Raw genomic sequence first — 20844 nt, 5'->3', positions numbered from 1 at the left:
GGCGTTCCGCACGACAGATGCGCTGACGACTCAGGTGTGTTCATCGGCGAGGTCCGCATGACGGGTGATCGCCTGATGTATCGATGCCCGCCCCACATACGACTTTCGAGAGGTACGGAACGTGTCTCCGGCGCTGGGGACGTCGCGTAGCGATGTTGCCACGGAAGCGGGGGCCACGATTCGAGGACGAATCAATGGGACTTCATCAACGACTTTCCTCAATCCGCGTACGGTTCACGGCTGCGGCCGCGCTCTTCGCGTTGCTCGTCTTCAGTGCGATCGGGGTCGCCCTCGACATCGCTATCAGTAAGACGATCGAAAGCCCGATGTGGGTGCTCACGACACGCGCGGCGAGCGATTGGATCGCCCGAATGAAGCCTGGCCACGTGCCGGCGCCGCGTTCGACGGTGAACGTCCCGCTCCTCCAGCTCGTGGACTCCCACGGACGCGTTGAGGCGGCCTCTCCGGCGGCGTTGGGGTGGTCACCGTTAAGCGAGGCCCGTCCCATGTACAGCAACCATGCTCTTCATCTCGAGCGATGCTTGCACGGCCACTGCATCCTGGTGACAGCGATCCGAGTCTCACCGCAGGAGGCCTTACTGCTCTGGCGAGGCGATCCCCATGTCGTCTACGCAGGAATGCTAGAGCCATTCATCCTGGCCCACGCCCGGCTGGGGCTCCTCATTCTGACTATGGTCGTGTTAGCGATCATCCTGACAACGTGGATCATCTGGGTCGTGGTGGGCAAGACACTCCGCCCGGTGGCGGACATCCGTGCCCAAGTATCCGAGATCACCGTAAGGGACCTGCAGCTGCGGGTGCCCGAGCCGCCTCAAGACGACGAAATCGGACAACTGGCCCGCACCTTCAATCACACGCTGGCCCGCCTGGAAGCGGCTGTAGAGCATCAGCGGCACTTCGCCTCGCTCGTTTCCCACGAACTCCGAACGCCCTTGACCGCCCTGCAAGCTGAGCTCGACGAGGCACTGCTGTATCCAGACGAGGTCGATCCGCGCGCGGCGATCACCAGGAGTCTGTCGACGACCGAGAGATTACGCACAGTGATCGACGACATGTTGATGTTCGCCAGGGTCCGAACAGCTGCTGCGCCTGAACCCGTCGACGTCTGTGCGCTGATACGCGACAAACTGATCACTACGTGCCGTGACGTACCGGTGTTCACCCGCATTGAGGATGACCTGAAGGTCTTGGGGAGCGGGTCGCAACTGAGCGCCGTACTGAACAACCTGGTGGTCAATGCACAACGTCACGCCGACACTCGGGTCGAGGTCAGCGCGACACGCGTAGACGGCCACGTCGTCGTGTCGGTGACCGACGATGGCGATGGAATCGCGCCTTGCAACCGCGAACGAATCTTCAAACCCTTCGTCCGCCTGGATGACGGACGCCAGAAAGATCCAAACGGAACCGGACTGGGCCTTGCCATCTCGCGAGAGATCGTCGCCGCCCACCGAGGGACGTTAGACGTTGAAGACTCGCCACGAGGTGCACGCTTCGTCCTTCGCCTGCCGGCTCTGGAGACGAAGCACCCCCGACTTCCAGACTCCGGAGATGGAACCGAGCTCCTTGGCCTCGACAGCACATGATCATCTGCCTGTTCGCCGTTGCCATACATCGCGGGGCGGTGTTCGAGAAAGAGGCCCCTGGACTTGGGAGCGCGAGACGTCACCACACGGACGGCCGATGTGCTCCTTCTTCGCCGACCAGTCCAAACACACGAAATGAGGCGACACGATGCTGAAGGAGCGCTCGCTTAGAGCCCGCCTGGCGCTGTTCACCACTACGGCGGTAGGTGCGCTTTGCATTCTGTTTTCCATCATCCTGTTGTTTGTGATCAACAAGGTGGCCACCCAGAATCTCACCAATGAGGTGAGCGCGGTGGGTGATGTGGTCGGCTACTACGTCGATCGTGGAGAGTTGGTCAATCCGCTGCCACCAATCTCAAACAAGCTGATCCGTCCGGTTCAGGTGGTTGATCCTCACGGAAAGGTGGTCGCTGCGACCCGGGACATGCAACACCAGCCCGTCATGGCGCACTTCTTTCCGAAAAGCCCTCACCAGGCGGCAAGCGCCGTCGTCTGCCACTCCGTCTTTCCATCCGGCGGCTGCCACGTCATCGTCGCGCAGCAGGTGTACCGCAACGGTGATTGGACGATCTACAGTGCGGCGCCGACTCTGCCGCTCTATGCCTATCCGGTTGTGACGGCCCTCCTGGTAGCGGGAACGATCTTCTTCATGATCGCAGCGGCTTACGGAGCGCGGCGCACCGTCACAAGGTCGCTCAGACCCGTGGATGCCATCCGGGCTCAGCTTGATCACATCCGCAGCACCAACATGGGCCGCCGGGTCCCGGTCCCCGTACCCAAGGACGAGATTTATCGGCTGGCCCGGAGCGTCAATCAAACCCTCGACCGGTTGGAGGACGTGCTGGAACAGCAACGGCGGTTCTGCTCGGACGCCTCCCACGAGTTGCGCACCCCGATCACCGCCATCCGCGCCCAGATCGAGGACGCCCTCCTTGCACCTGAAGAGGTCGCCCTCAGCACACTGTGTAACGCCGTACTTCCGAGCGTCGAGCGTCTCCAGTCGATCGCCGCCAACCTGCTGACGCTCACTCGACTGGACGCGGGCGTACCCCTCGAGCGGGAAATCTTGGACTTGGCCGAACTCGTCACCACGGAGCTGAACAATCACCAGATGAGCAGGAAAATGGCCCGCGATCTGGAGCCGGGAGTGATCGTTAGAGGTGACCGGCCGCGGCTGCGCCAGTTGGTCGGCAGCCTGATCGACAACGCCCAGCGGCACGCCTCCTCTACGATCACCGTCTCCGTACGGTACGCGGACAGCGACCCGCCGCTCCAGGGGAAGGTCGCGGAACTCCAAGTAATCGACGACGGCGCCGGAATCGCCACGAATCAGCGAGAAACGGTATTTCAGCGGTTCACCCGGCTCGACACCGCCCGCAGCAGGGATGCCGGCGGAGCCGGCCTCGGCCTCCCCCTCGCACGGCAGATCGCCGAAAGCCACGGTGGCACACTGACGATCCAGGACAGCGACAGAGGCGCACGCTTCGTCCTCCGTCTACCCCTGCCCGTGCGACCATCCGGCGATTGAGCACTGGTCGGTGCGCGTCACGTATACCGTCGTCGATCATGTGCTCCTGGAACTCAGGGGGCTTCTAAGAGCGTGTTTGAGAAGATCGTTGATCTCCGGCGTGGCGGTGTGACGGCTGTCCGATTTGTCGCCAGGGTGGTCGAGTGCCCCCTGGTCGTTACCCCTCAGACCTGACCGACGCGCAGTGGGAGTTAATCGAGCCCTTGCTGCCGGATCCGAACTCCGGCGGCCGGCCGGAAAAGCATCCGCGCCGGGAGGTCGTCAACGCCATCTTGTACGTGGTGCGGTCCGGTTGCCCGTGGCGATATCTGCCTACTGACCTGCCGCCGTGGCAGACGGTGTACTGGTACTTCAACCAGTGGGAACAGGCAGGCGTCACCACCAGATTGCTGGCCGAGCTACGGATCAAGGCCCGTCAGCAGGCGGGCCGCGAAGGCGAGCCCTCGGCGGGAATCATCGACTCCCAGAGCGTCAAAGGCGCCGACACCGTCGGGCGAGACAGCCGCGGCTACGACGCCGGAAAGAAGATCAACGGCAGGAAACGGTTCATCGTGACCGACACCACCGGACTGCTGGTCACCGTTGCGGTGATGGCCGCCAGTTGGCAAGACCGCGATGGCGCCAAGTCAGCCCTGCTGGGGGCGTATCTGACCACGCCGATCCGGTACGTGTTCGCCGATCAGGGCTTCGCCGGCCGTCTGGTGGACTGGGCGAAAGAGACCCTGCGCACCACGATCGAGGTCGTCCGCAAGCCTGCCGACCAGCGGGGATTCAACGTCATCGCCCGCAGGTGGGTTGTCGAGCGGACGTTGGCCTGGCTCACCGCCTGCCGACGCCTAGCCCGCGACTACGAACGCCACCCCCAGGTCTCCGAAGCCATTATCCGTTGGGCCGCCATCGCTGGCATGACCCGTCGCATCACCCGAGGCGAACCCGCCCGCCGACAGCCCCGCTACACCATCGGCTGAAACCCGCCACCCATCTCAAACACGCTCTAAGAGCCTGCTGACAAAGGATTTGGTCGCTGAGGCCCGAGACAGGGATGCCCTGGTCGAGCCCCATCTTCGAGCGATACACCCGGCGGCGGGCAAGATACGCGCGTACCCCGCAAAATCGGTTGCGCAGGTCGTCATGATGGTGACATGACGTGGACAGCACCTGACGTAGAGCGGGGACCTCGGACGGACATGGCCTGTGGCGAACGCGAGATGCTGGATAACTGGTTGAAGCTCCGCCGGGTGTTCCTGCTGCGCAAATGCGCCGGCCTCACCTCCGAGCAACTGAAGACCGCCTCCGTGGAGCCGTCCAACCTGACGCTGCTCGGCCTCCTGCGACACATGACGGAAGTCGAGCGCTGGTGGTTCCGGGAGAAGTTCCTGCACGAAAACTTGCCCGAGCTGCACATCACGAAGGAGTACGAAGACGGCGACTTCGACCTGGTGGCCGACGCCGACGCCGAGGCGGACTACGCCGCCTTCCTCGCGGAGACGGCTGCCTGCGACGCCGCGGTTGCGGACATCGACCTCGAGGAGCTGGCCGACGACCCCCGGGCGCCGACCGGCAAGGTCAGCCTCCGCTGGATCTACATCCACCTCCTGGAGGAGTACGCGCAGCACACCGGGCACGCCGACCTGATCCGGGAGCGCATCGATGGGGCCACGGGAGTGTAGCGGCTCTCCCGGCATCACCCGTATATAGGTCCTGGCACCTCACCGACGTACCCACTGATCAGCTGAGCGGTGGTTAGCCGTAGCTCCAGGACTCCGAGCCGGCTGACGAAAGCTTAAGTGCTCGTGGGCATGGGACCGTAGAGGGCTGGCCCGATCTTGTTGATGGAGCCCTGGTGGGACCATTGGGACAGTTGGGCGCGAAAGCAGTTGATGTTCTCGATTCTGAGGGTGGCGGCCAACTCGGTCCCTCTCCAGGCACGCCAGGGCCGGGCGGCCAGGAGTTCCAGAACCGTGCCGCGCCGGTCGGGACTGGGCAAGACCGGTAGCGGGCTCCTGGTTGCCGAGTTGCGTAAAGAACACCTCAGCTATCAGGAGCCCGCTCTGTCCGCAGGCGTATCGCTCGAAGAGGGGCTCGACCAGGGCATCCCTGTCCCGGCTTCAGCGTCCAGATCCTTTGTCAGCAGGCTCTAAGGCTTGCTGCTGTTACCGTCGGCGACTTCATCGAAGGGCGCTCGGCCTGAGGAAGCCCGAATGTCGACGCCGACAGTTCCGTTTCAGTTCCGTTTGAGGCCGTAAACGTCGGAAGTCGACGGGAGACGTTGAGAGCCGTATTGCCTGGTCAGGGCGCTACTCGGCGTCATCGGCGCATGTGGCGAAGTGGCAGGTGCGAGCTCAAGCTCCACTACGACGTGTGATCTCCTGAGCCGTGCGGCCCGTGAACTCCGCGAGGCTCCACACATCGACACCATCGGTAAGCAGTCGGAGCGCATGGAACCCGTCCTCCCGACTTTCCATCCACTTTCGATACGGCCCGAGCCGTTCCGGGATCACCTGTGGATGGGAGCCGCACCGACCCAGCGGTGATAGGCGTCCATGTCGACGTTGCTGCCGCACACGATGGTGGCTACGTGTCGGCCGGCGAAGCGGTCACGGTCTTCGAGGATCGCCGCGATGCCGAGCGCGGCCGACGGTTCGACGACGAGGCCCGCGTGGTCGAGGAGCATCCGCATGCCGGCGATGATCGACGCCTCCTGGACCAGGACGGCGTCGTCGGCGACCAGGAGGAGGTCGTCCAGGACGGCCGGGATGGGACGCCGGCCGGCGACTCCGTCGGCGATGGTGTCGGTCGAGTCGGTCGTGACGACGCGCCGTTGGCGCCACGAGTGTGTCATCGCCGGTGCGCCCAGCGGCTGGACGCAGATCACCTCGACTTCGGGCGCGCAGGCCTTCACCACATGACCCACGCCGGTGGCCAGCGCCCCGCCGCCGAGAGCGATCAGGACTGCGTCGAACGACGGCACGGTGTCCACCAGTTCCAGGCCGATGGTCGCCGCACCCTCGCAGGTCTCGATGTCCAGGCTGTCTTCGACCAGCCGGATGCCGTTGTACAGCGCGACGGCCGCCGCCCGCTCGCGAGCCATGTCGAAGTCGCCGTCCACCAGTTCCAATCTGGCGTCCAATCCGCGGATGCGATCGAGCTTGGCCGCAGGCGCAAAGCGGGACGCCACGACGGTGACGTCGAGCCCCCGGCCGCGACCGGACCACGCGAGGGCTTGGCCGAGGTTGCCCGCGCTGGCGCACACCACGGCGGGCGAGCCCTTGTCGGCGAGCAGGCTCGCGACCACCTCGGTGCCGCGAGCCTTGAAGCTGCGGACCGGGTTCGCGGTTTCAAGCTTGATGCTCACCGTGCACCCGAGGTCGGGCTCCAGCGCCTCACAGCGGTACAGCGGAGTGTCGAGAAAAATCGGGTCGATCACCCGGCGAGCCGCCCGGATCCGAGCAGTGTCGAGACGCGTCTCCTGCACGACACAGCAGCCTAGCGCCGCCGGCGCTGTTTCCATTCGGGTCTCACGTGGGGCTTGCGCCGCCGCCACTATTCAGCGTTACTATGTACCAGTAGTCATTATTACTGAGTAGCTGAAGGGAGGTGTTCCATGGGCAAGCAGCTGACGGAGATGCTCAAGGGAACGCTGGAGGGCGTGGTCCTCGCGATCCTGCTCGGCCGGTCCGCGTACGGCTACGAGATCACGGCGTGGCTGCGGGATCAGGGCTTCTCCGACATCGCCGAGGGCACCGTCTACGCGCTGCTCGTCAGGATCGAGCAGCGCGGCCTCGTCGACGTGGAGAAGGTCCCGTCCGAGAAGGGGCCGCCGCGCAAGGTGTACTCCCTGAACGCTCAGGGTCGGGAGCATCTCGAAGAGTTCTGGAGGACCTGGAGCTTCCTCACGGAACGGCTCGAACAGCTCCGCGAAGGAGGCAAGTAGCCATGGCCGAAGAGTCGAACGAGCCGAAGAGCCGCTACCGGCAGTACCTGGAGGTGCTCACGGGGCCGCTCGAGGACAAGAAGCGCTACCGGCAGTACAAGGCGCGCACGGAGCAGCTTCCCGCGAGCTATCACACGGCGATCGATGCGCTGCATCGGTACATGTTGTACTTCGGGCCGGGGAAGGCGGACAGCCTGCTGGCGATGCTGGAGGATCTCGCCGATCTCTTCGAGCAGAGCGCCGCGGACGGGATCCCGATCCGCGAAGTCGTCGGAGAAAACCCCGTGGATTTCGCCGAGGAGTTTCTCCGGAACTACCCCGAGGGTCAGTGGATCAGCCGGGAGCGGGAACGGCTGACCGACGCCATCGATCGCGCCGCGGGCGACGAAACGTAACGAGAGAACGGATATCCGGATGACAACCAATCAGGTCCAGAGCCCCCCGATCCGCGTGCAGGGCCTGGAGAAGTCGTACAAGGAACTGCGGGTGCTGCGCGGGGTGGACTTCGACGTGGCGCGCGGCAGCATCTTCGCCCTGCTCGGCTCCAACGGGGCGGGCAAGACCACGGTCGTGAAAATCCTGTCCACACTGCTCAAGGCCGACGCGGGGACCGCCAGCGTCAACGGCTTCGACGTCGCCACGCAACCGGCGGACGTACGGGAGTCCATCAGCCTCACCGGACAGTTCGCCGCCGTCGACGAGATCCTCAGCGGTCGGGAGAACCTCGTGCTGGTCGCCCGGTTACGGCACCTCAAGAATCCGGGCACGATCGCCGACGACCTGCTCGAGCGTTTCTCGCTGACCGAGGCGGGTGCGCGGAAGGTATCGACGTATTCGGGGGGCATGCGCCGCCGCCTCGACATCGCGATGAGCCTCATCGGGAATCCGCCGGTCATCTTCCTCGACGAGCCGACAACCGGGCTCGACCCCCAGGCGCGCATCGAGGTGTGGCAGGCCGTCAAGGAACTCGCCGGCCGGGGGACGACGGTGCTGCTCACCACTCAGTACCTGGACGAGGCCGAACAGCTCGCCGACCGGATCGCGATCCTCCACGAGGGCCGGATCATCGTGAACGGCACCCTGGCCGAGCTCAAGCAGCTGCTGCCGCCCGCCAAGGTCGAATACGTCGAGAAGCAGCCGACCCTCGAGGACGTCTTCCTCACGCTCGTCGGCACCGGCGGCAAGGACGGCAAGGACAGCGACGCCCACGATGACGCGACGCCGGCACGGATGAGTGAGGAACAGCGATGAGCAAGCACTTCTTCGGCGACACCGCCGTCCTGCTGGGACGATCCCTGCGCCACATCACGCGCAGCATGGACACCATCATCACGACCACGATCATGCCGATCGCCTTCATGCTGCTGTTCGTCTACGTGTTCGGCGGCGCGATCAACTCAGGGTCGGATTCGTATGTGAACTACCTGCTGCCCGGCATTCTGCTCATCACGATCGCTTCGGGCATCGCCTACACCGCATTCCGGCTCTTCCTGGATATGAAGGGCGGCATCTTCGAGCGATTCCAGTCCATGCCGATCGCACGGTCGTCCGTCCTGTGGGCGCACGTGCTGACCTCAGTGATCGCCAATCTGATCTCGCTCGTGGTCGTCGTGCTCGTCGCCCTCCTCATGGGCTTCCGCTCGTCGGCGGGAGTGCTGGCCTGGCTCGCGGTCGCCGGCATCCTCATCCTGTTCACCCTGGCGTTGACATGGATCGCCGTCATCCCCGGCCTCACCGCGAAGAGTGTGGACGGCGCGAGCGCGTTCTCCTACCCGCTCATCTTCCTGCCGTTCATCAGCTCGGCGTTCGTGCCCACCGGCACCATGCCCGGCCCGGTGCGCGCCTTCGCCGAGAACCAGCCGGTGACGTCCATCGTCAACGCCATCCGCAACCTGTTCACCCAGCAGCCGGTCGGCACCGACATCTGGATCGCCCTCTCCTGGTGCGTCGGCATCCTCGTCGTCGCGTACATCTTCGCCACGGTCACTTACCGCCGCAGGATCTCCTAGGGCCGACCGTGGGCCGTCTGCGGGCCGTCCGGAGGCGACCGACAATGACGGACGACGACCAGAGCTGATGGCTTGGAGCCGAGGTCAACGCGATGAGCACGAGGGTTGCCACAGGCCCCGGATACCTGGACATCACTCCCTGAAGACGAAGATGATCGCCCAGCCCCCGCACGTCGTGAAATCGAAGCCCGTGGGAAGGTCCTGCACCTTGCCACGGGCTTTTCGCATTGCACCCTCCGGCGGACCCGGCGCAAGGAACGCCGGACGGCAAGTACTCACGCCCGTAGTGTGCGTGTCATGAGCCAAGGCACGTAGCGGCAATACGTCTGCCCGGAGCTCTGATTTCCCCGGCGGGCAATTGCCGCGGTGCAGGCACAGGGACACGTCGTGCTGTGCTTACGCCTCTGTCGCCGGCCTGTCGCCGCTCCGCGGTGGGTCGATATGCCAAACGGGATGGAGAGGCAGCATGGTCCGGACCGGCGTGCAACTACGATCCCGACCATGAAACCCCCCGTCGTCATCGCAATCGTCGCTGCGAGCGCCATCGTGCTGGCCGGTCTGGTGGCGAGCGCGGCTATCGTCGTCAACACCCTCGTTCCCGGGTGCCAAGCAGGCAACGAACAGCTCGTTGGCACCTTGAAAGCCCTGCCCATCCTTGACGTCCATCCAGCTGACTTCAGATTTACGGACGGCGACTCAGGATGCGACGACGACGACGGATTCGCACAGGCCTGGCAGGGTTACCGTTCAACCGAGCCTTTCGCGATTCTGCCGTTCTATGAAAAGGCCGCCCTGGCAGATGGGTGGAAACCGATCGCGCACTCATTTGAATACTCTTGCTTCACCAAAGAAATTGATGGTGTCAACGCGTACCTTAACGTGGGAGTTTCTGACAGCAACAGCTCCGGCACCGGGACGGACTACAGCGTTGGCGTGAGGGCGAGCCGTGAGCGGGACATCGGGTGCTGACACGGCCGCAGAGGCGAGATCGCAGAATGCGTCGCGACAGCGCGGCCCAGGTCACATGACCGAGTCTCACGCCCGTTCTTGCTTTGACCGGTCACGACGAGCCTGGCGAGTGCCCAGGCCGAGGTCGCCGATCGCGGCCGCAGTGTGAGTGCCCGCACCTGCGCACTGCCATACGGCGACGCCCTCCACCAGAGCGGCATGTAAGCCAAGCCGATGCTCGGGACAGGTGGGCCACACACCCCACACAAGCTCCATGACGATGTCCTGGGCCGCGTCAGCGACATCGGAAATCGCGAGGTCGACGTCTCGACCACTGCTCGGCCGGATGGGAGGTGAGCCGCAAGCGCCGCGGAACTCCACCCGCGCGCATCCGCTGTCGTCCCAGTCCGGGATCGTGATTCCCAGTGCCCCCTCGATTCCTGAGGCGTAGAGGTCGCGTTCCACGATCTTCAATGCTGTTTCCAGGGTGGCCCACCGGCCGGGCTCCAGGTCGAAGCCTGGCTCGAAGTCCATTGCGTCAAGCAGACCCCGTCCGAGCCGGGCGACATCGGCAGGAGTCAGCTCCGTCGTCCGGCGCTCCAAGATCTCTCGTACGGCGGGGCCGCTCAAGCCGGACTCCTCCACCAGACAGGCGAGCTCTACTACCGGCTCGGCCTGAAGGCCGCCCTCGCGCAATCTCCGGTACACCTGGGCGGCCAATTGCTCGGCCGCCATCTCGTCCTGCTCACTGAAGTACACGTCCCGGATTGTCTCCCCACCCGACTGACCGGTCGGAGAGGGACCCAGTTCCTTAGGAATGACGGCTTCGACGGGCCCGTCTGGGCGCCGTCGTCGTCCGTGAGCGGCGTCTTGCCGGTGTGCCCGGCTACCCGGATGTGTGCCGAGCGCGGCGGGGCCGTACCGGATCGTCGTGGGAGGTCACGATCTGCAGATGCAGAATTCGTTGCCTTCCGGGTCCTGCCAGACCTGCCAGAGGTTCTCCTGGATGTCTCCCGCCGGGGTGGCTCCAAGCTCCGCTGCCCGGGCGGTCGCCGCGGTGAAATCGTCGGCGACGAGGTCGACATGAACGCGGTTCTTGACGGTCTTCGGCTCGGAGACCCGTTGGAGAGCGAGATCCGGGCCGAGGCTGATCCAGTCCTCTTCCCGGCGGGTGATCGGCAGGTCCAGCAACTCACTCCAGAAGCGGGCGAGCGAGTCGAGTTCGTTGGCGTCCATGACAATCCCGTTGATGCGAATGCCCATCCTCTCCCCTTGCCCCTGCGACCGGCCGCGGATCAAGGCGTGCAGGCTACCGCGAAGGGGAGGTCCGGCGGCGTACCCTCACGCGGCCGATCCGGCGATGCCGGCGAACCCGACGACCAGGCCCTCGAGCTGGGCCCGCAGCTCCGCTGAAGTGATCTGAGGATCGAGCAGCGCGCTGACGCACTGGCGGCGCAGGGCGCGGTTGAGGGCGACCGCGGACGCGTCGTCGATGCCCGGATGAACGATCCGGATGGTGTCGACGAGACCGATGATCTCGGTCTCGAGCGCCTCGTCGAGGAGGGCGCGGAACGTGTCGACGCCGAGATGGGTGGCGGCGAGCACCGAGGGGGTGACGAAGGCGCCTGCGGCGGCGGTCAGCGAGTCCAGGCTGGCCGCGAAATAGGCCTGCGGATCGGTCTCGGCCAGGTGGCCGTTCCGGTCACGGAACGTCGAGCAGAGACGTTCGAGGTTGGCGGGCGAGAGCCCGAACAGCAGGAGTTCCCGCTTGTTCGGGAAGTAGTGGTACAGGCCGCCGACCGACATCCGCGCGGCCCGCGCCGCCCGTGCCATGGTGATCTCCTTGACGCCGTACGCGCTGATCAGCGGTGCCACCGCGAGGAAGATCTCCTGCTGACGGGCGACCCGATCCTCGGCCGGTCGCCCGGGTTTTCCGAACATCGCGGCTGCTTCCTTCCGACAATCCCGAGCCCACTTGTGCGCCCTGACGGCGATCTGAAGACTTCTTGTGACGGTTCTCCGGGCCCTTACACCGTCTTCTCTTCAGCCCGTTTTCTCTTGGGGGACAGCCATGACCGAAAACAACGTCGAGATTATCAGGCGGCTCTACGACGCCTTCGAAACGCACGACTTCAACGTGATCGCCGAGCTCTTCGACACCGAGGTCGAGATCTACCAGTCGGAGCTGCTGCCCTGGGGCGGGAACTACAAGGGGCACGACGGAGCGGTCACCTTCTTCACCGGGCTGCTCCAGCACATCGACTCCAAGGTGACCCTCGAGCGGTTCATCGAAGCCGGTGATCACGTCGTGGAGGTCGGCCGGACCGCGGGAACGACCACGAACGGCTCCGTCCCCTTCGACGTCCCCGAGGTCCACGTGTGGCAGGTGCGCGAGGGCAAGATCGTCCGCATGGAGTCCTATGTCGACGTCCCGCTCATGCGCAAGGCGCTGAGCTGACTCGGGGCGGAATCAGGCGGTCGCACCGGCGCGGGCGGGTACGCCCCGCGCCGGTTCTTCGTCCGGGGCGCCACAGGTCAGCGGGTGACGACGGAGGCGAGCCGGGCGAGCATCCCCTGCCGGGGAGCCAGCCAGCCGGCGATGTCGGCGACCACGGCCGGATCGACGTGCTGGGGCGACTCGTAATCCGAGGGCGCGGACGGGCCTGAGCCGGAGAAGAACATGTGGTCGTCGGCGTCGTGGACGCGAATCGTGACGTCCGGCCGGTGAGCGAGGCCCGCCCGCCACCGCGAAAGATCGTCGGCGACGGTCACCTGGAAGTCGCGGCCGCCCTGGAGGATGAGCATGGGCCTGTCGAGCGCGGAGGCGGTCGCGACCGGGTCGTAGTCGCGCAGGTCCAGGTAGTACGCGGCCGTGTAGCCGAACAGCAGGTCCGTGGCGGGGGTGTCAGGCGACAGGTCGGGGCTGTCGGTCATCGCGGCCTGGCGCGTGATCATCTCGACGGCGGCCTGCATGGCGGGACCCGGATCCAGCGAGGCGAGGTGGCGGACGACGCGGACGGCGGCCTGGGGCATCGGCTCGGCGTCCGCGGCCAGGAGCACCAGGCCGGCCACGGACGGTTCGGCGGCGGCGACGCGCGGGGCGACCTTGCCTCCTGCGCTGTGGCCGGCCACGTAGACCCGCGCGGCGTCTACGGCGGGGTGGCGTTGCAGCAGGTGGACGGCGGCCACTGCGTGCGGGACGTACTCATCGCGAATGGTGAAGCCGGGCTGCGCGGCCACCTGATCGGCGTGGGCGTGGGTCACTTTGTCGAAGCGCAGCACCGCCACGCCACGACTGGCCAGCCCCCAGGCCAGGTCCTTGAGCGGCTTGTTGGGGCCACTGGTGGCGTCCTGGTCGAATGGCCCGCCGCCGCTGAGCAGCACCACCGCGGGCCGGGGGCCGCGTCCGCGCGGCACGCTCATCGTCCCGGGCACGGCCATGGCGCCGGATCCCACGGTGACCTCGTGCTCGTCGAACCGCTTGCCGCGGGCGTAGGGCGGCGGGCTCCATTCCGCGGTCAGTGCGGGGGCGAGTTGCAGGCCCTGCAGCAGCCCCGCCTCGTCGATCGACGTGACCACCGTGAGCCCGCCCTGCTCGTACGCCACCGGGATGCTCACCCGGACCAGCCCCGCCTTGGCCGGCTCGCTGATCGGCGTCCCGACCGAGACGATGGGTCCCATTGTGGAGATCTGGGCCTCCCAGGCGACTCGCAGTGTGTCGGCGGACACCACCGCACGCAGGGGCGGAGCGAACACCTCCTCGATTTCCCCGTAGCGCCCGTTTTGCGCCATCTCGACGACCGTCGTGGCGACCGCCACCGGGTCCGTCTCCCTCGTCATTCCGCCCCTACCATTCTCATTTTTTGCGAACGGTAGCACGGTATGAGAATGTTGTGCACGTGGAAAGCCTGGAACTGCTGGCTCATCCGGTGCGGCTGCGCATCGTGCACGCGATGCGCGGGGGGCGGGAGCTCACCACCGCTCAGCTGTGCGCCCGAATCCCCGACGCCTCGAAGGCCATGGTCTATCGGCACGTCGACGTCCTCACGGCCGGCGGAATCCTGGAAGTGGCCGGTGAGAGACGTGTGCGCGGCGCGGTGGAACGCCGATACCGGCTCCGCCTCGATCGGATCGTCGTCGACGCCGACGCGGTCGCGGCGCTGTCGCCCGACGACCATCGGCGCGTGTTCGCCACCTCGATGGCCGTCCTCGCCGCCGAGTTCAACGCCTACCTCGACCGCGAGAACTCCGACCCGGCGGCGGATCTCGTCGGCTACCGGCAGCACGCAGTCTGGCTCGACCGCGGCGAACTGGAACAGATGATCGGCGACCTGCGTCGCGTCCTCCTCCCCTGGCTGTCCAATGAGCCGGCGCCGGATCGCACCCAATATCTGCTCAGCCCGATCTTCTTCCCGATCGAACAACCACCCGCCGAGTCCGAGACGGATTGAATGCCTCGTCTCCGTCCGGGACCGTGGCGGGCACGCGCTTCGCGGACGGCAGACCGAGGTGGGCGGAGGAGATGTGACCGGCATGACCAATGAGAAAAACGAGACATCTTCCTTGGTATGCGGCTAACGCCGCCATAATCTGCCTATGACTCCCTGCTGGCTAGCATAAATTTGTCATTTTTAGTTCAAACCGGGCGCCTATCGGGCGCTGGGGCAGCGCCGATCTCGATCCGATCGACGGGCGCCGGCGGCCCCCGACACCGGCGAGGGGCATTCGATGGCTACTTACTGGGATCTCAAACACCGCTTGGGCAAGGCGATCAACGCTCACGACCTGCAGGCGGTGCTCGACTGCTACAGTCCGGACGCCGTCTACGTGACGCCGTCAGGCGTGGCAGAAGGGCTTGAGCAGATCTCCTGGATCTACGAGCAGCTGTTCAAGAGCTTCCCCGACCTTCACCTCACGCCGTGGTTCGAACTCGGCGACTGCGAGAATCCCGCGGTCACGGAGTGGACCATGACCGGGACGCATACCGGACCCCTCCTCCTGCCGGACGGGCGTGAGCTGAAAGGCACGGGCCGGCCCATCACCCTTCGCAGCACATGCTCCACTTTCGTCGAGAACGGCAAGATCCAGACCCATCGCGAATACTTCGACCAGCTCGAGCTCTTCAGCCAGCTCGGCCTGGGCCTGACGGAACCGGCCCCCAAGTAGGCCATGCGTCACTCATAGGGAACGACCGGTCATGAGGGACGCATGGCGACGTACGTGCTGATACACGGTTCCTGGCTCGGAGGGTGGAGCTGGGAGCGCGTGCGGCCCGCGCTCGAGGAGGCCGGGCATCGGGTGTTCGCGCCCACCCTGGCCGGCATGGCCGAACGCCGCCACCTGGCCGCTCCCCACCTTGGCCTGTCGGTCCACATCCGCGAGATCGTGGACCTGATGGAGCAGCAGGACGTGACCGACGCGATCCTGGTGGGGCACAGCTACGGAGGCATGGTCATCGCCGGGGCGGGCGGGCTCATCCCCGGGCGTATCGGGCGGCTGTGCTACGTCGACGCCCTCCTGCCGCGGTCGGGCCAGTCGGCGTTCGACCTGATCCCCCTCATGAGAGAGCACTTCAGCCAGTCTCCGCCCGGCCTGCCCTGGATGGCCTCACCCGTGGATCCCGCCCTTTTCGGCATGGACGACGAAAGTGATCGCCGGTGGGTGGAGGAGCGGGTCACCCCCGTGCCGAGGCGTACGGTGGAGGAGCCGCTGCCCGCCGTCGACGACGCCGCGCGCGAGGCCATTCCCGCGACCTTCGTGCACTGCGCGGGCCTCCCGATCCTCGACGAGACCGCCGAACTGGCCGGTCGGCGCGGTGTCCAGGTGATCACACTGGAGGGCGTGGGTCACCTCGCGATGGTGACGCACCCTGAGATCCTCGCCCGGGAACTCCTCGCCCTTGCCCTTCCGCCCGGTTAGGTGGTCGCCCCGGACCGGCGAAACGGCCGCCCCCCATTGGGAGAGCGGCCGCCGCACGCGATGGCCTACTGCTTGGTGACGGCGCCGCTGACGCGGGACTTGAGGCCGGTGACCCGCCGGAACATGTCCCACCAGAAGGGGGCCCCGAACAGGACGGCAACCAGGGTGAGGAGGAATCCGGGCCAGTGGCCGGGTGAGGAGAGACGGTCCCACCAGCCGCCGCCGTGCCACTCCCACTGCGGGCCGTCGTCGCCGCTGCTCATGGTCACGCTCACCGGCGCGTTCGCGAAGATCTTGACGAAGGCCGGGGTGCTCAGCACCTCGGTCACGCACGTGTAGGTGTCCTGGCCCGGCGCGCACTGGTCCTGGAAGGGCTTGAGGGCCTGCTCCCCCGACTGGGCGAAGGCCGTCACGGCGCTCCGGTAGGCGTTGTCGTTGAGCAGCGTCTTGCCGTACTCGAGGGCGTCCATGCTGAACCCGAGCGTCACGACCAGGGACAGCAGCGCGACGACCCAGCGGACGTATCGCTTGTAGAGCATGGAAAGCCGCTGCATCTCGCCGTCGAACCACTCCTCGACGCCGCGCCGGAATGCCTCCATGTCCTCGTCGGCCTTGTCCCAGACGGCCTTGAGCGGGCGGTAGAGGGGGCTCTTGAGCTGGTCGAGGTCGCGCATCAGCGGCTCGACGCCGCCGTGCTCGGTGGCGATCTCCATGAGCGCCACGGCGAAGCGCGCCGGCGGGATGTCGGCGATGCTGGTCTTGCCGCGCCTGGAGTGGTCGATCTCCTGGAGCCGCTCGTGGAGCAGTTCTGCCATCGACTTGCCCTGCCCGGGCGACACCACCTGGGCGACCGGTTGGGCCGCGACGCCCTCCCCCGGCTGCGCGACCGGCTCGGCCGCGCTCTCCCCCGGCTCCGTGATCGGCTCGGCTGCCGCGGTGGCGCTCTCCGTCGGTTGCGCGGCGGGCGCCCGCTCCTCGTCGTCGGCCTGATCGGCTCCATGCGCGGGATCCGCCGGATCGATCTCGGCGGTGACGACGCCGTCGCCTGTGCCGTCCGCCGGCAACGCCTGCCCGGAGACGGCGGTCTGGGGCGGGGCCGCGCCCGCCGGTGCCCCCGCGGGAGCAGGATCCGCCTGGACGGCCTCCGCCGCCGCGACCGAGTCGGGGGCGGCGGCGAGCGGCGGGCTCTGGGACGGCGCCGGCAACGGGCTGAAGGCGGGCCGCGGGTCGGTGCCGAAGGGCAGCTTGGCGAACACGCCGAGCACGGTCGCGGGCAGCCGCGAGCGTCCCTCCCCCGACGGCGGCAACAGGTCCATGAGCGGGGCCCGCAGCCTGCGCCCGAGACCCTTCAGCATGTCGAGCAGCCGTTCCAGCAGCCGGATGAAGAGTGAGGGCTTTTCCCCGGTCTCAGCGCCGTCGAGCGTGTCGCGAAGGTATGCCCATAAGAACTTGCTGCGAATTCCGAGCAGCCTGACGATGCCCTCGTTGAGTCCGCTGACCAGCAACGACAACAACAGGAAGGCGAGAATGAGACCGATTGCCAGGTCTACGTAATACGAGATCAATGAGATCACCCGCACCGTTGATACACCGTGGCAACCTCTGGGCGCAACGCTTCAGATAATCACGATCTGACCCTTAGGCACCGATGGCCCCAAGGGCTCGGCGCATATCTCACGGATCGTCCCACGAACACGCGAACGCCGCATGACAATTTCCCGAAAAATGCGTATTGGGGAAAAGGCCGGCCCGCTCAGTCCTCGTACAGGAGGCGTTCCGCGACGGCCCGCGCCCTTCGGGTGGCGCGGCGGTAGTCCTCGATGAAGTCCTCGGATCCGTCGGGCGGGTATCCGAGCGCCCGGGAGATCAGAACCCGCTCCTTCACCGCTCCGGGAATGCTGTCGGCGGCCCGGCCGCGCACGAGCATGATGGCGTCGCGGACGCGCGAGGCGAACCGCCACGCCTCCGCGAGCACGGCTTCGTCGGCCTGATCCAGCAGTCCCTCCGCCACCGCGGCCCGCAGGGCGTCGAGGGTCCGCGTCGTCCGCAGTGCCGGTACGGCGCCCGCGTGCCTGAGCTGGATGAGCTGGGCCACCCACTCGACGTCGCTGAGCCCGCCCCTGCCGAGCTTGGTGTGGAGGGCCGGGTCGGCGCCCCGGGGCAGCCGCTCGGCCTCCATCCGGGCCTTGAGCTTGCGCATCTCCCTGACGGCCTCCATGGAGATGCCCTCAGGCGAATACCGCATCGGGTTGATGAGGTCCATGAACTCGGCGCCGAGCTCGGCGTCTCCGGCGCAGAATCGGGCCCGCATGAGCGCCTGCGCCTCCCAGTGAGACGACCAGCGCTCGTAGTAGGCCCGGTAGGAGGCGATCGTGCGGACCAGCGGCCCCTGCCGTCCCTCCGGCCGGAGCCCCGCGTCGATCTGCAGCGGCGGGTCGGGGGCGGGCTGTGCGAGCAGCCGGCGCATCTCCTCGGCCACCGTCTGGGCCGCGACCGTGGCGTCCCGTTCCGCCACCCCCGGGCGCGGGGCGTGGACGAACATCACGTCGGCGTCGCTGGCGTAGGAGCTCTCCATCCCGCCCAGCCGGCCCATCGCGATCACCGACAGACGGGTGGGGAAGTCCTCCCGCCTGCCCTGGCAGACCTTGTTGATGGTCGCGTCCAGGGCGGCCTGAATGGTCACGTCGTTCAGCGACGACAGCGCCCCGCCGACCTCCTCGATGTCGATCAGCCCGAACAGGTCGGCGCAAGCCGTACGCAGCAGCTCCTTGCGGCGCAGCGCCCGGATGGCGGTGACGGCGGTCTCGGCGTCTGCGCCGTGGCGGTTGACGGCGGCCGCCGCCTCCCCCGCCATCGTCGACGCGGGCCGTACGGCGAGCTCGCTCGTCTCGCCGAGCATCCCGACCGCCTCGGGGGCGTGGAGCAGCATGCCGGTGACGTAGCGGCTGGTACCCAGCACCCGGGCGAGGCGCTCCGCGACGGCGGTCTCGTCCCGGAGCAGCCGCAGGTACCAGGGCGTGCTCCCGAGCTTGTCGCTGACCTGCCGGAAGCCGAGCAGGCCGGCGTCCGGATCGGGGGCGTCGGCGAACCAGCCCAGCATGACCGGCAACAGTGTGCGCTGGATGGCCGCACGCCTGGAGACCCCGCTGGTCAGGCCGGCGATGTGGCGCAGCGCGCCCTCCGGGTCCGCGTAGCCGAGGGCTTCGAGCCGGGCCGTCGCGGCCGCGGTCGACAGGCGGGCCTCGGATTCCGGCAGCCGGGCGACCGCCTGCAGGAGCGGGCGGTAGAACAGCTTCTCGTGCAGCCGCCGCACCTCGAGCGCGTGCCGCTTCCACGTCGTGGTGAACTCGCCGACCGGGTCGGTGGTCATGCCGAGGCCCCGGCCGATCCTGCGGAGATCGGCGGTGTCGGAGGGCACCACGTGTGTACGGCGCAGCCGGTAGAGCTGGATCATGTGCTCGACCTGGCGGAGGAAGGTGTACGCCTCGGCCAGCGCCTTGGCGTCGTCCCGGCCGACGAACCCGCCTCTGGACAGGGCCGCCAGGGCGGAGAGCGTCGCGCGGCGCCGCAGCAGGGGCTCCGAACGGCCGTGCACGAGCTGGAGCAGCTGCACGGCGAACTCGATGTCCCGCAGGCCTCCCGGCCCGAGCTTGATCTGGCGCTCCGCCTCGCTCGCCCGGACGTGGGCCTCGACGCGGCGGCGCATCGCCTGGACGTCCTCGACGAAGTGGGGGCGGGCGGCGGCCTGCCACACCATCTCGTTGACGGCCGCGACGTACGCCTGCCCCAGCTCCAGATCACCCGCGATCGGCCTGGCCTTGAGCAGGGCCTGGAACTCCCAGGTCTTGGCCCATCGGCGGTAGTACGCGAGGTGGCTGTCGAGGGTCCGCACGAGGGGGCCCATCTTCCCCTCGGGACGCAGGCCGGCGTCCACCTCCCACAGGGATCCTTCGGGCGTGCTGGTCGAGCAGGCCTTCATCATCGCCTGGGCGAGCCGGGTGGCCGTCTGCAGCGCCTTGGTCTCGTCGACGCCGTCCTTGGGCTCCGCCACGAACACGACGTCCACGTCGGAGATGTAGTTCAGCTCGCGTGCGCCGCACTTGCCCATCCCGATCACGGCCAGCCGTACGTCGCCGGAGTCGGGGGTCTCCGCCCTCGCGATGGCGAGGGCGGCGTCGAGGGCCGCGCCGGCCAGGTCGGCGAGCGTGGCGGCGGTCTCGGCGAGCGTCGCGTCGCCCGCCACGTCCCGCCCGGCGATGTGCAGAAGCCTGCTTCGGTAGGCCACGCGCAGCGCGTCCAGGGCGGCGCCCTTGTCTCCCGTCCCGGCCTCGGGCGCCGACGGCGGCGGGCCGTCCGCGATCGGCTCGGCGTCCTCCGGGTCGGCGCCGACGGCGAGCAGCAACTCCTCCCGGAGCTCCCGGTCGGTGGGCCGCTCCGCGGCCTGGACGAACCGCAGGCAGCCGGGGTGCCGGACGACGTGGTCGGCGAGGGCGGCGCTCAGCCCGAAGACGCCGAACAGTCTGCGGCGCAGCACCGGGTCGTCCCTGAACGCGCCGAGCACGCTCGGGTCGCGCTCGACGAGACGGGCCACCGAGCTCAGCGCGAGGTCGGGGTCGGCCGCCGCGACGAGGTCGTCGAGCAGGTCGAAGTCGCCCACGGCCTCGGGGCCGAGCGCGTCGAGCAGCCGCTCGGCCCGCGCACCGTCGGCGAAGCCGAGGGCGGCCAGGCGGCCGGCTGTGGTCTGGATCCGGGGCGCCGTGTTAACCGTTCCTTCCTCGATGCCGGCGTCGATCACGCCGGCCTCCCGCGGTGAGCTTTCCCCGTAACGGTACACATGGGATGAAAGCCTCCTCGCCTGGATCAGCCGCGCTCGCAACCGCGCACACGGTAACCCGCGAG

20 protein-coding genes are annotated in these 20844 nt (G+C 67.3%); 13 read left to right on the top strand and 7 right to left on the bottom strand.

Features of this window, described 5'->3' with window-relative positions:
• Window positions 1-194: 194 nt before the first annotated feature.
• The 4 genes from Pph01_RS01055 to Pph01_RS01040 all read left to right on the top strand — a co-directional run bounded on the left by Pph01_RS01055 (window position 195) and on the right by Pph01_RS01040 (window position 4805).
• Window positions 195-1607, top strand: a complete 1413-nt coding sequence (locus Pph01_RS01055) for a sensor histidine kinase (RefSeq protein ID WP_204070975.1) — start codon at window positions 195-197, stop codon at window positions 1605-1607.
• Between the two features lie 148 nt (window positions 1608-1755).
• The gene (locus tag Pph01_RS01050) at window positions 1756-3135 is read left to right on the top strand and encodes a sensor histidine kinase (protein ID WP_204070974.1); all 1380 of its coding nucleotides are present in this window, start codon (window positions 1756-1758) and stop codon (window positions 3133-3135) included.
• 143 nt (window positions 3136-3278) lie between these two features.
• Window positions 3279-4103, top strand: coding sequence for an IS5 family transposase (locus Pph01_RS01045; RefSeq protein WP_373315607.1), 825 nt, complete (start codon window positions 3279-3281; stop codon window positions 4101-4103).
• Window positions 4104-4277: 174 nt separating this feature from the next.
• Window positions 4278-4805, top strand: a complete 528-nt coding sequence (locus tag Pph01_RS01040; RefSeq protein WP_204070973.1) for a DinB family protein — start codon at window positions 4278-4280, stop codon at window positions 4803-4805.
• An 827-nt stretch (window positions 4806-5632) separates the two neighbouring features.
• Here the strand turns inward: Pph01_RS01040 and Pph01_RS01035 are convergent.
• Window positions 5633-6610 carry a threonine ammonia-lyase gene (locus Pph01_RS01035; RefSeq protein WP_239116327.1) on the bottom strand — a complete coding sequence of 326 codons (978 nt, stop codon included), beginning with the start codon at window positions 6608-6610 and terminating at the stop codon, window positions 5633-5635.
• Between the two features lie 129 nt (window positions 6611-6739).
• Here Pph01_RS01035 and Pph01_RS01030 point away from each other — a divergent pair, with 129 nt between their 5' ends.
• The 5 genes from Pph01_RS01030 (at window position 6740) to Pph01_RS01010 (ending at window position 10047) form a co-directional block, all read left to right on the top strand.
• Window positions 6740-7069 (top strand): PadR family transcriptional regulator, encoded by a 330-nt coding sequence (locus Pph01_RS01030; protein ID WP_204070971.1) that lies wholly within the window; start codon window positions 6740-6742, stop codon window positions 7067-7069.
• 2 nt (window positions 7070-7071) lie between these two features.
• Window positions 7072-7464, top strand: a complete 393-nt coding sequence (locus Pph01_RS01025; protein WP_204070970.1) for a DUF1048 domain-containing protein — start codon at window positions 7072-7074, stop codon at window positions 7462-7464.
• A gap of 19 nt (window positions 7465-7483) precedes the next feature.
• Entirely contained in the window at window positions 7484-8320 is an 837-nt protein-coding gene (locus Pph01_RS01020; RefSeq protein ID WP_204070969.1) for an ABC transporter ATP-binding protein, read from the top strand.
• Window positions 8317-9078, top strand: coding sequence for an ABC transporter permease (locus Pph01_RS01015; RefSeq protein WP_204070968.1), 762 nt, complete (start codon window positions 8317-8319; stop codon window positions 9076-9078). Before Pph01_RS01020 ends, Pph01_RS01015 begins: the two co-directional genes overlap by 4 nt.
• Window positions 9079-9579: 501 nt before the next feature.
• A complete protein-coding gene (locus Pph01_RS01010; protein WP_204070967.1) occupies window positions 9580-10047 on the top strand; it encodes a hypothetical protein in 468 nt (155 codons plus the stop codon).
• A 66-nt stretch (window positions 10048-10113) separates the two neighbouring features.
• On the opposite strand, the gene Pph01_RS01005 is transcribed toward Pph01_RS01010, so the two are convergent.
• From Pph01_RS01005 to Pph01_RS00995, 3 genes are all read right to left on the bottom strand, one after another.
• Complete coding sequence (locus tag Pph01_RS01005) at window positions 10114-10785, bottom strand: hypothetical protein (protein WP_204070966.1); 672 nt, start codon at window positions 10783-10785, stop codon at window positions 10114-10116.
• Window positions 10786-10965: 180 nt separating this feature from the next.
• Window positions 10966-11325, bottom strand: a complete 360-nt coding sequence (locus tag Pph01_RS01000; protein ID WP_239116326.1) for a VOC family protein — start codon at window positions 11323-11325, stop codon at window positions 10966-10968.
• Between the two features lie 42 nt (window positions 11326-11367).
• The gene (locus tag Pph01_RS00995; RefSeq protein WP_204070965.1) at window positions 11368-11967 is read right to left on the bottom strand and encodes a TetR/AcrR family transcriptional regulator; all 600 of its coding nucleotides are present in this window, start codon (window positions 11965-11967) and stop codon (window positions 11368-11370) included.
• A 130-nt stretch (window positions 11968-12097) separates the two neighbouring features.
• Between Pph01_RS00995 and Pph01_RS00990 the strand changes: the two genes are divergently transcribed.
• Entirely contained in the window at window positions 12098-12484 is a 387-nt protein-coding gene (locus Pph01_RS00990) for a nuclear transport factor 2 family protein (RefSeq protein WP_204070964.1), read from the top strand.
• Between the two features lie 77 nt (window positions 12485-12561).
• Here the strand turns inward: Pph01_RS00990 and Pph01_RS00985 are convergent, their stop codons facing one another.
• Window positions 12562-13866 carry an alpha/beta hydrolase gene (locus Pph01_RS00985; protein WP_204070963.1) on the bottom strand — a complete coding sequence of 435 codons (1305 nt, stop codon included), beginning with the start codon at window positions 13864-13866 and terminating at the stop codon, window positions 12562-12564.
• A 53-nt stretch (window positions 13867-13919) separates the two neighbouring features.
• Here Pph01_RS00985 and Pph01_RS00980 point away from each other — a divergent pair, with 53 nt between their 5' ends.
• The 3 genes from Pph01_RS00980 (at window position 13920) to Pph01_RS00970 (ending at window position 15945) form a co-directional block, all read left to right on the top strand.
• Entirely contained in the window at window positions 13920-14477 is a 558-nt protein-coding gene (locus Pph01_RS00980; protein ID WP_239116325.1) for a helix-turn-helix domain-containing protein, read from the top strand.
• 277 nt (window positions 14478-14754) lie between these two features.
• Window positions 14755-15192, top strand: a complete 438-nt coding sequence (locus Pph01_RS00975) for an ester cyclase (protein WP_204070962.1) — start codon at window positions 14755-14757, stop codon at window positions 15190-15192.
• 42 nt (window positions 15193-15234) lie between these two features.
• Complete coding sequence (locus Pph01_RS00970) at window positions 15235-15945, top strand: alpha/beta fold hydrolase (protein ID WP_204070961.1); 711 nt, start codon at window positions 15235-15237, stop codon at window positions 15943-15945.
• Window positions 15946-16010: 65 nt separating this feature from the next.
• Here Pph01_RS00970 and Pph01_RS00965 read toward each other — a convergent pair whose 3' ends face one another.
• Together Pph01_RS00965 and Pph01_RS00960 are read right to left on the bottom strand one after the other, a co-directional pair.
• Complete coding sequence (locus Pph01_RS00965) at window positions 16011-17519, bottom strand: hypothetical protein (protein WP_204071322.1); 1509 nt, start codon at window positions 17517-17519, stop codon at window positions 16011-16013.
• 179 nt (window positions 17520-17698) lie between these two features.
• Window positions 17699-20740 carry a bifunctional [glutamine synthetase] adenylyltransferase/[glutamine synthetase]-adenylyl-L-tyrosine phosphorylase gene (locus tag Pph01_RS00960; protein WP_373315605.1) on the bottom strand — a complete coding sequence of 1014 codons (3042 nt, stop codon included), beginning with the start codon at window positions 20738-20740 and terminating at the stop codon, window positions 17699-17701.
• Window positions 20741-20844 lie beyond the last annotated feature (104 nt).

The organism is Planotetraspora phitsanulokensis (genome assembly GCF_016863295.1).
GTDB classification, from domain to species: Bacteria; Actinomycetota; Actinomycetes; order Streptosporangiales; family Streptosporangiaceae; genus Planotetraspora; species Planotetraspora phitsanulokensis.
This window is presented reverse-complemented; position numbering and strand designations above follow the sequence as displayed.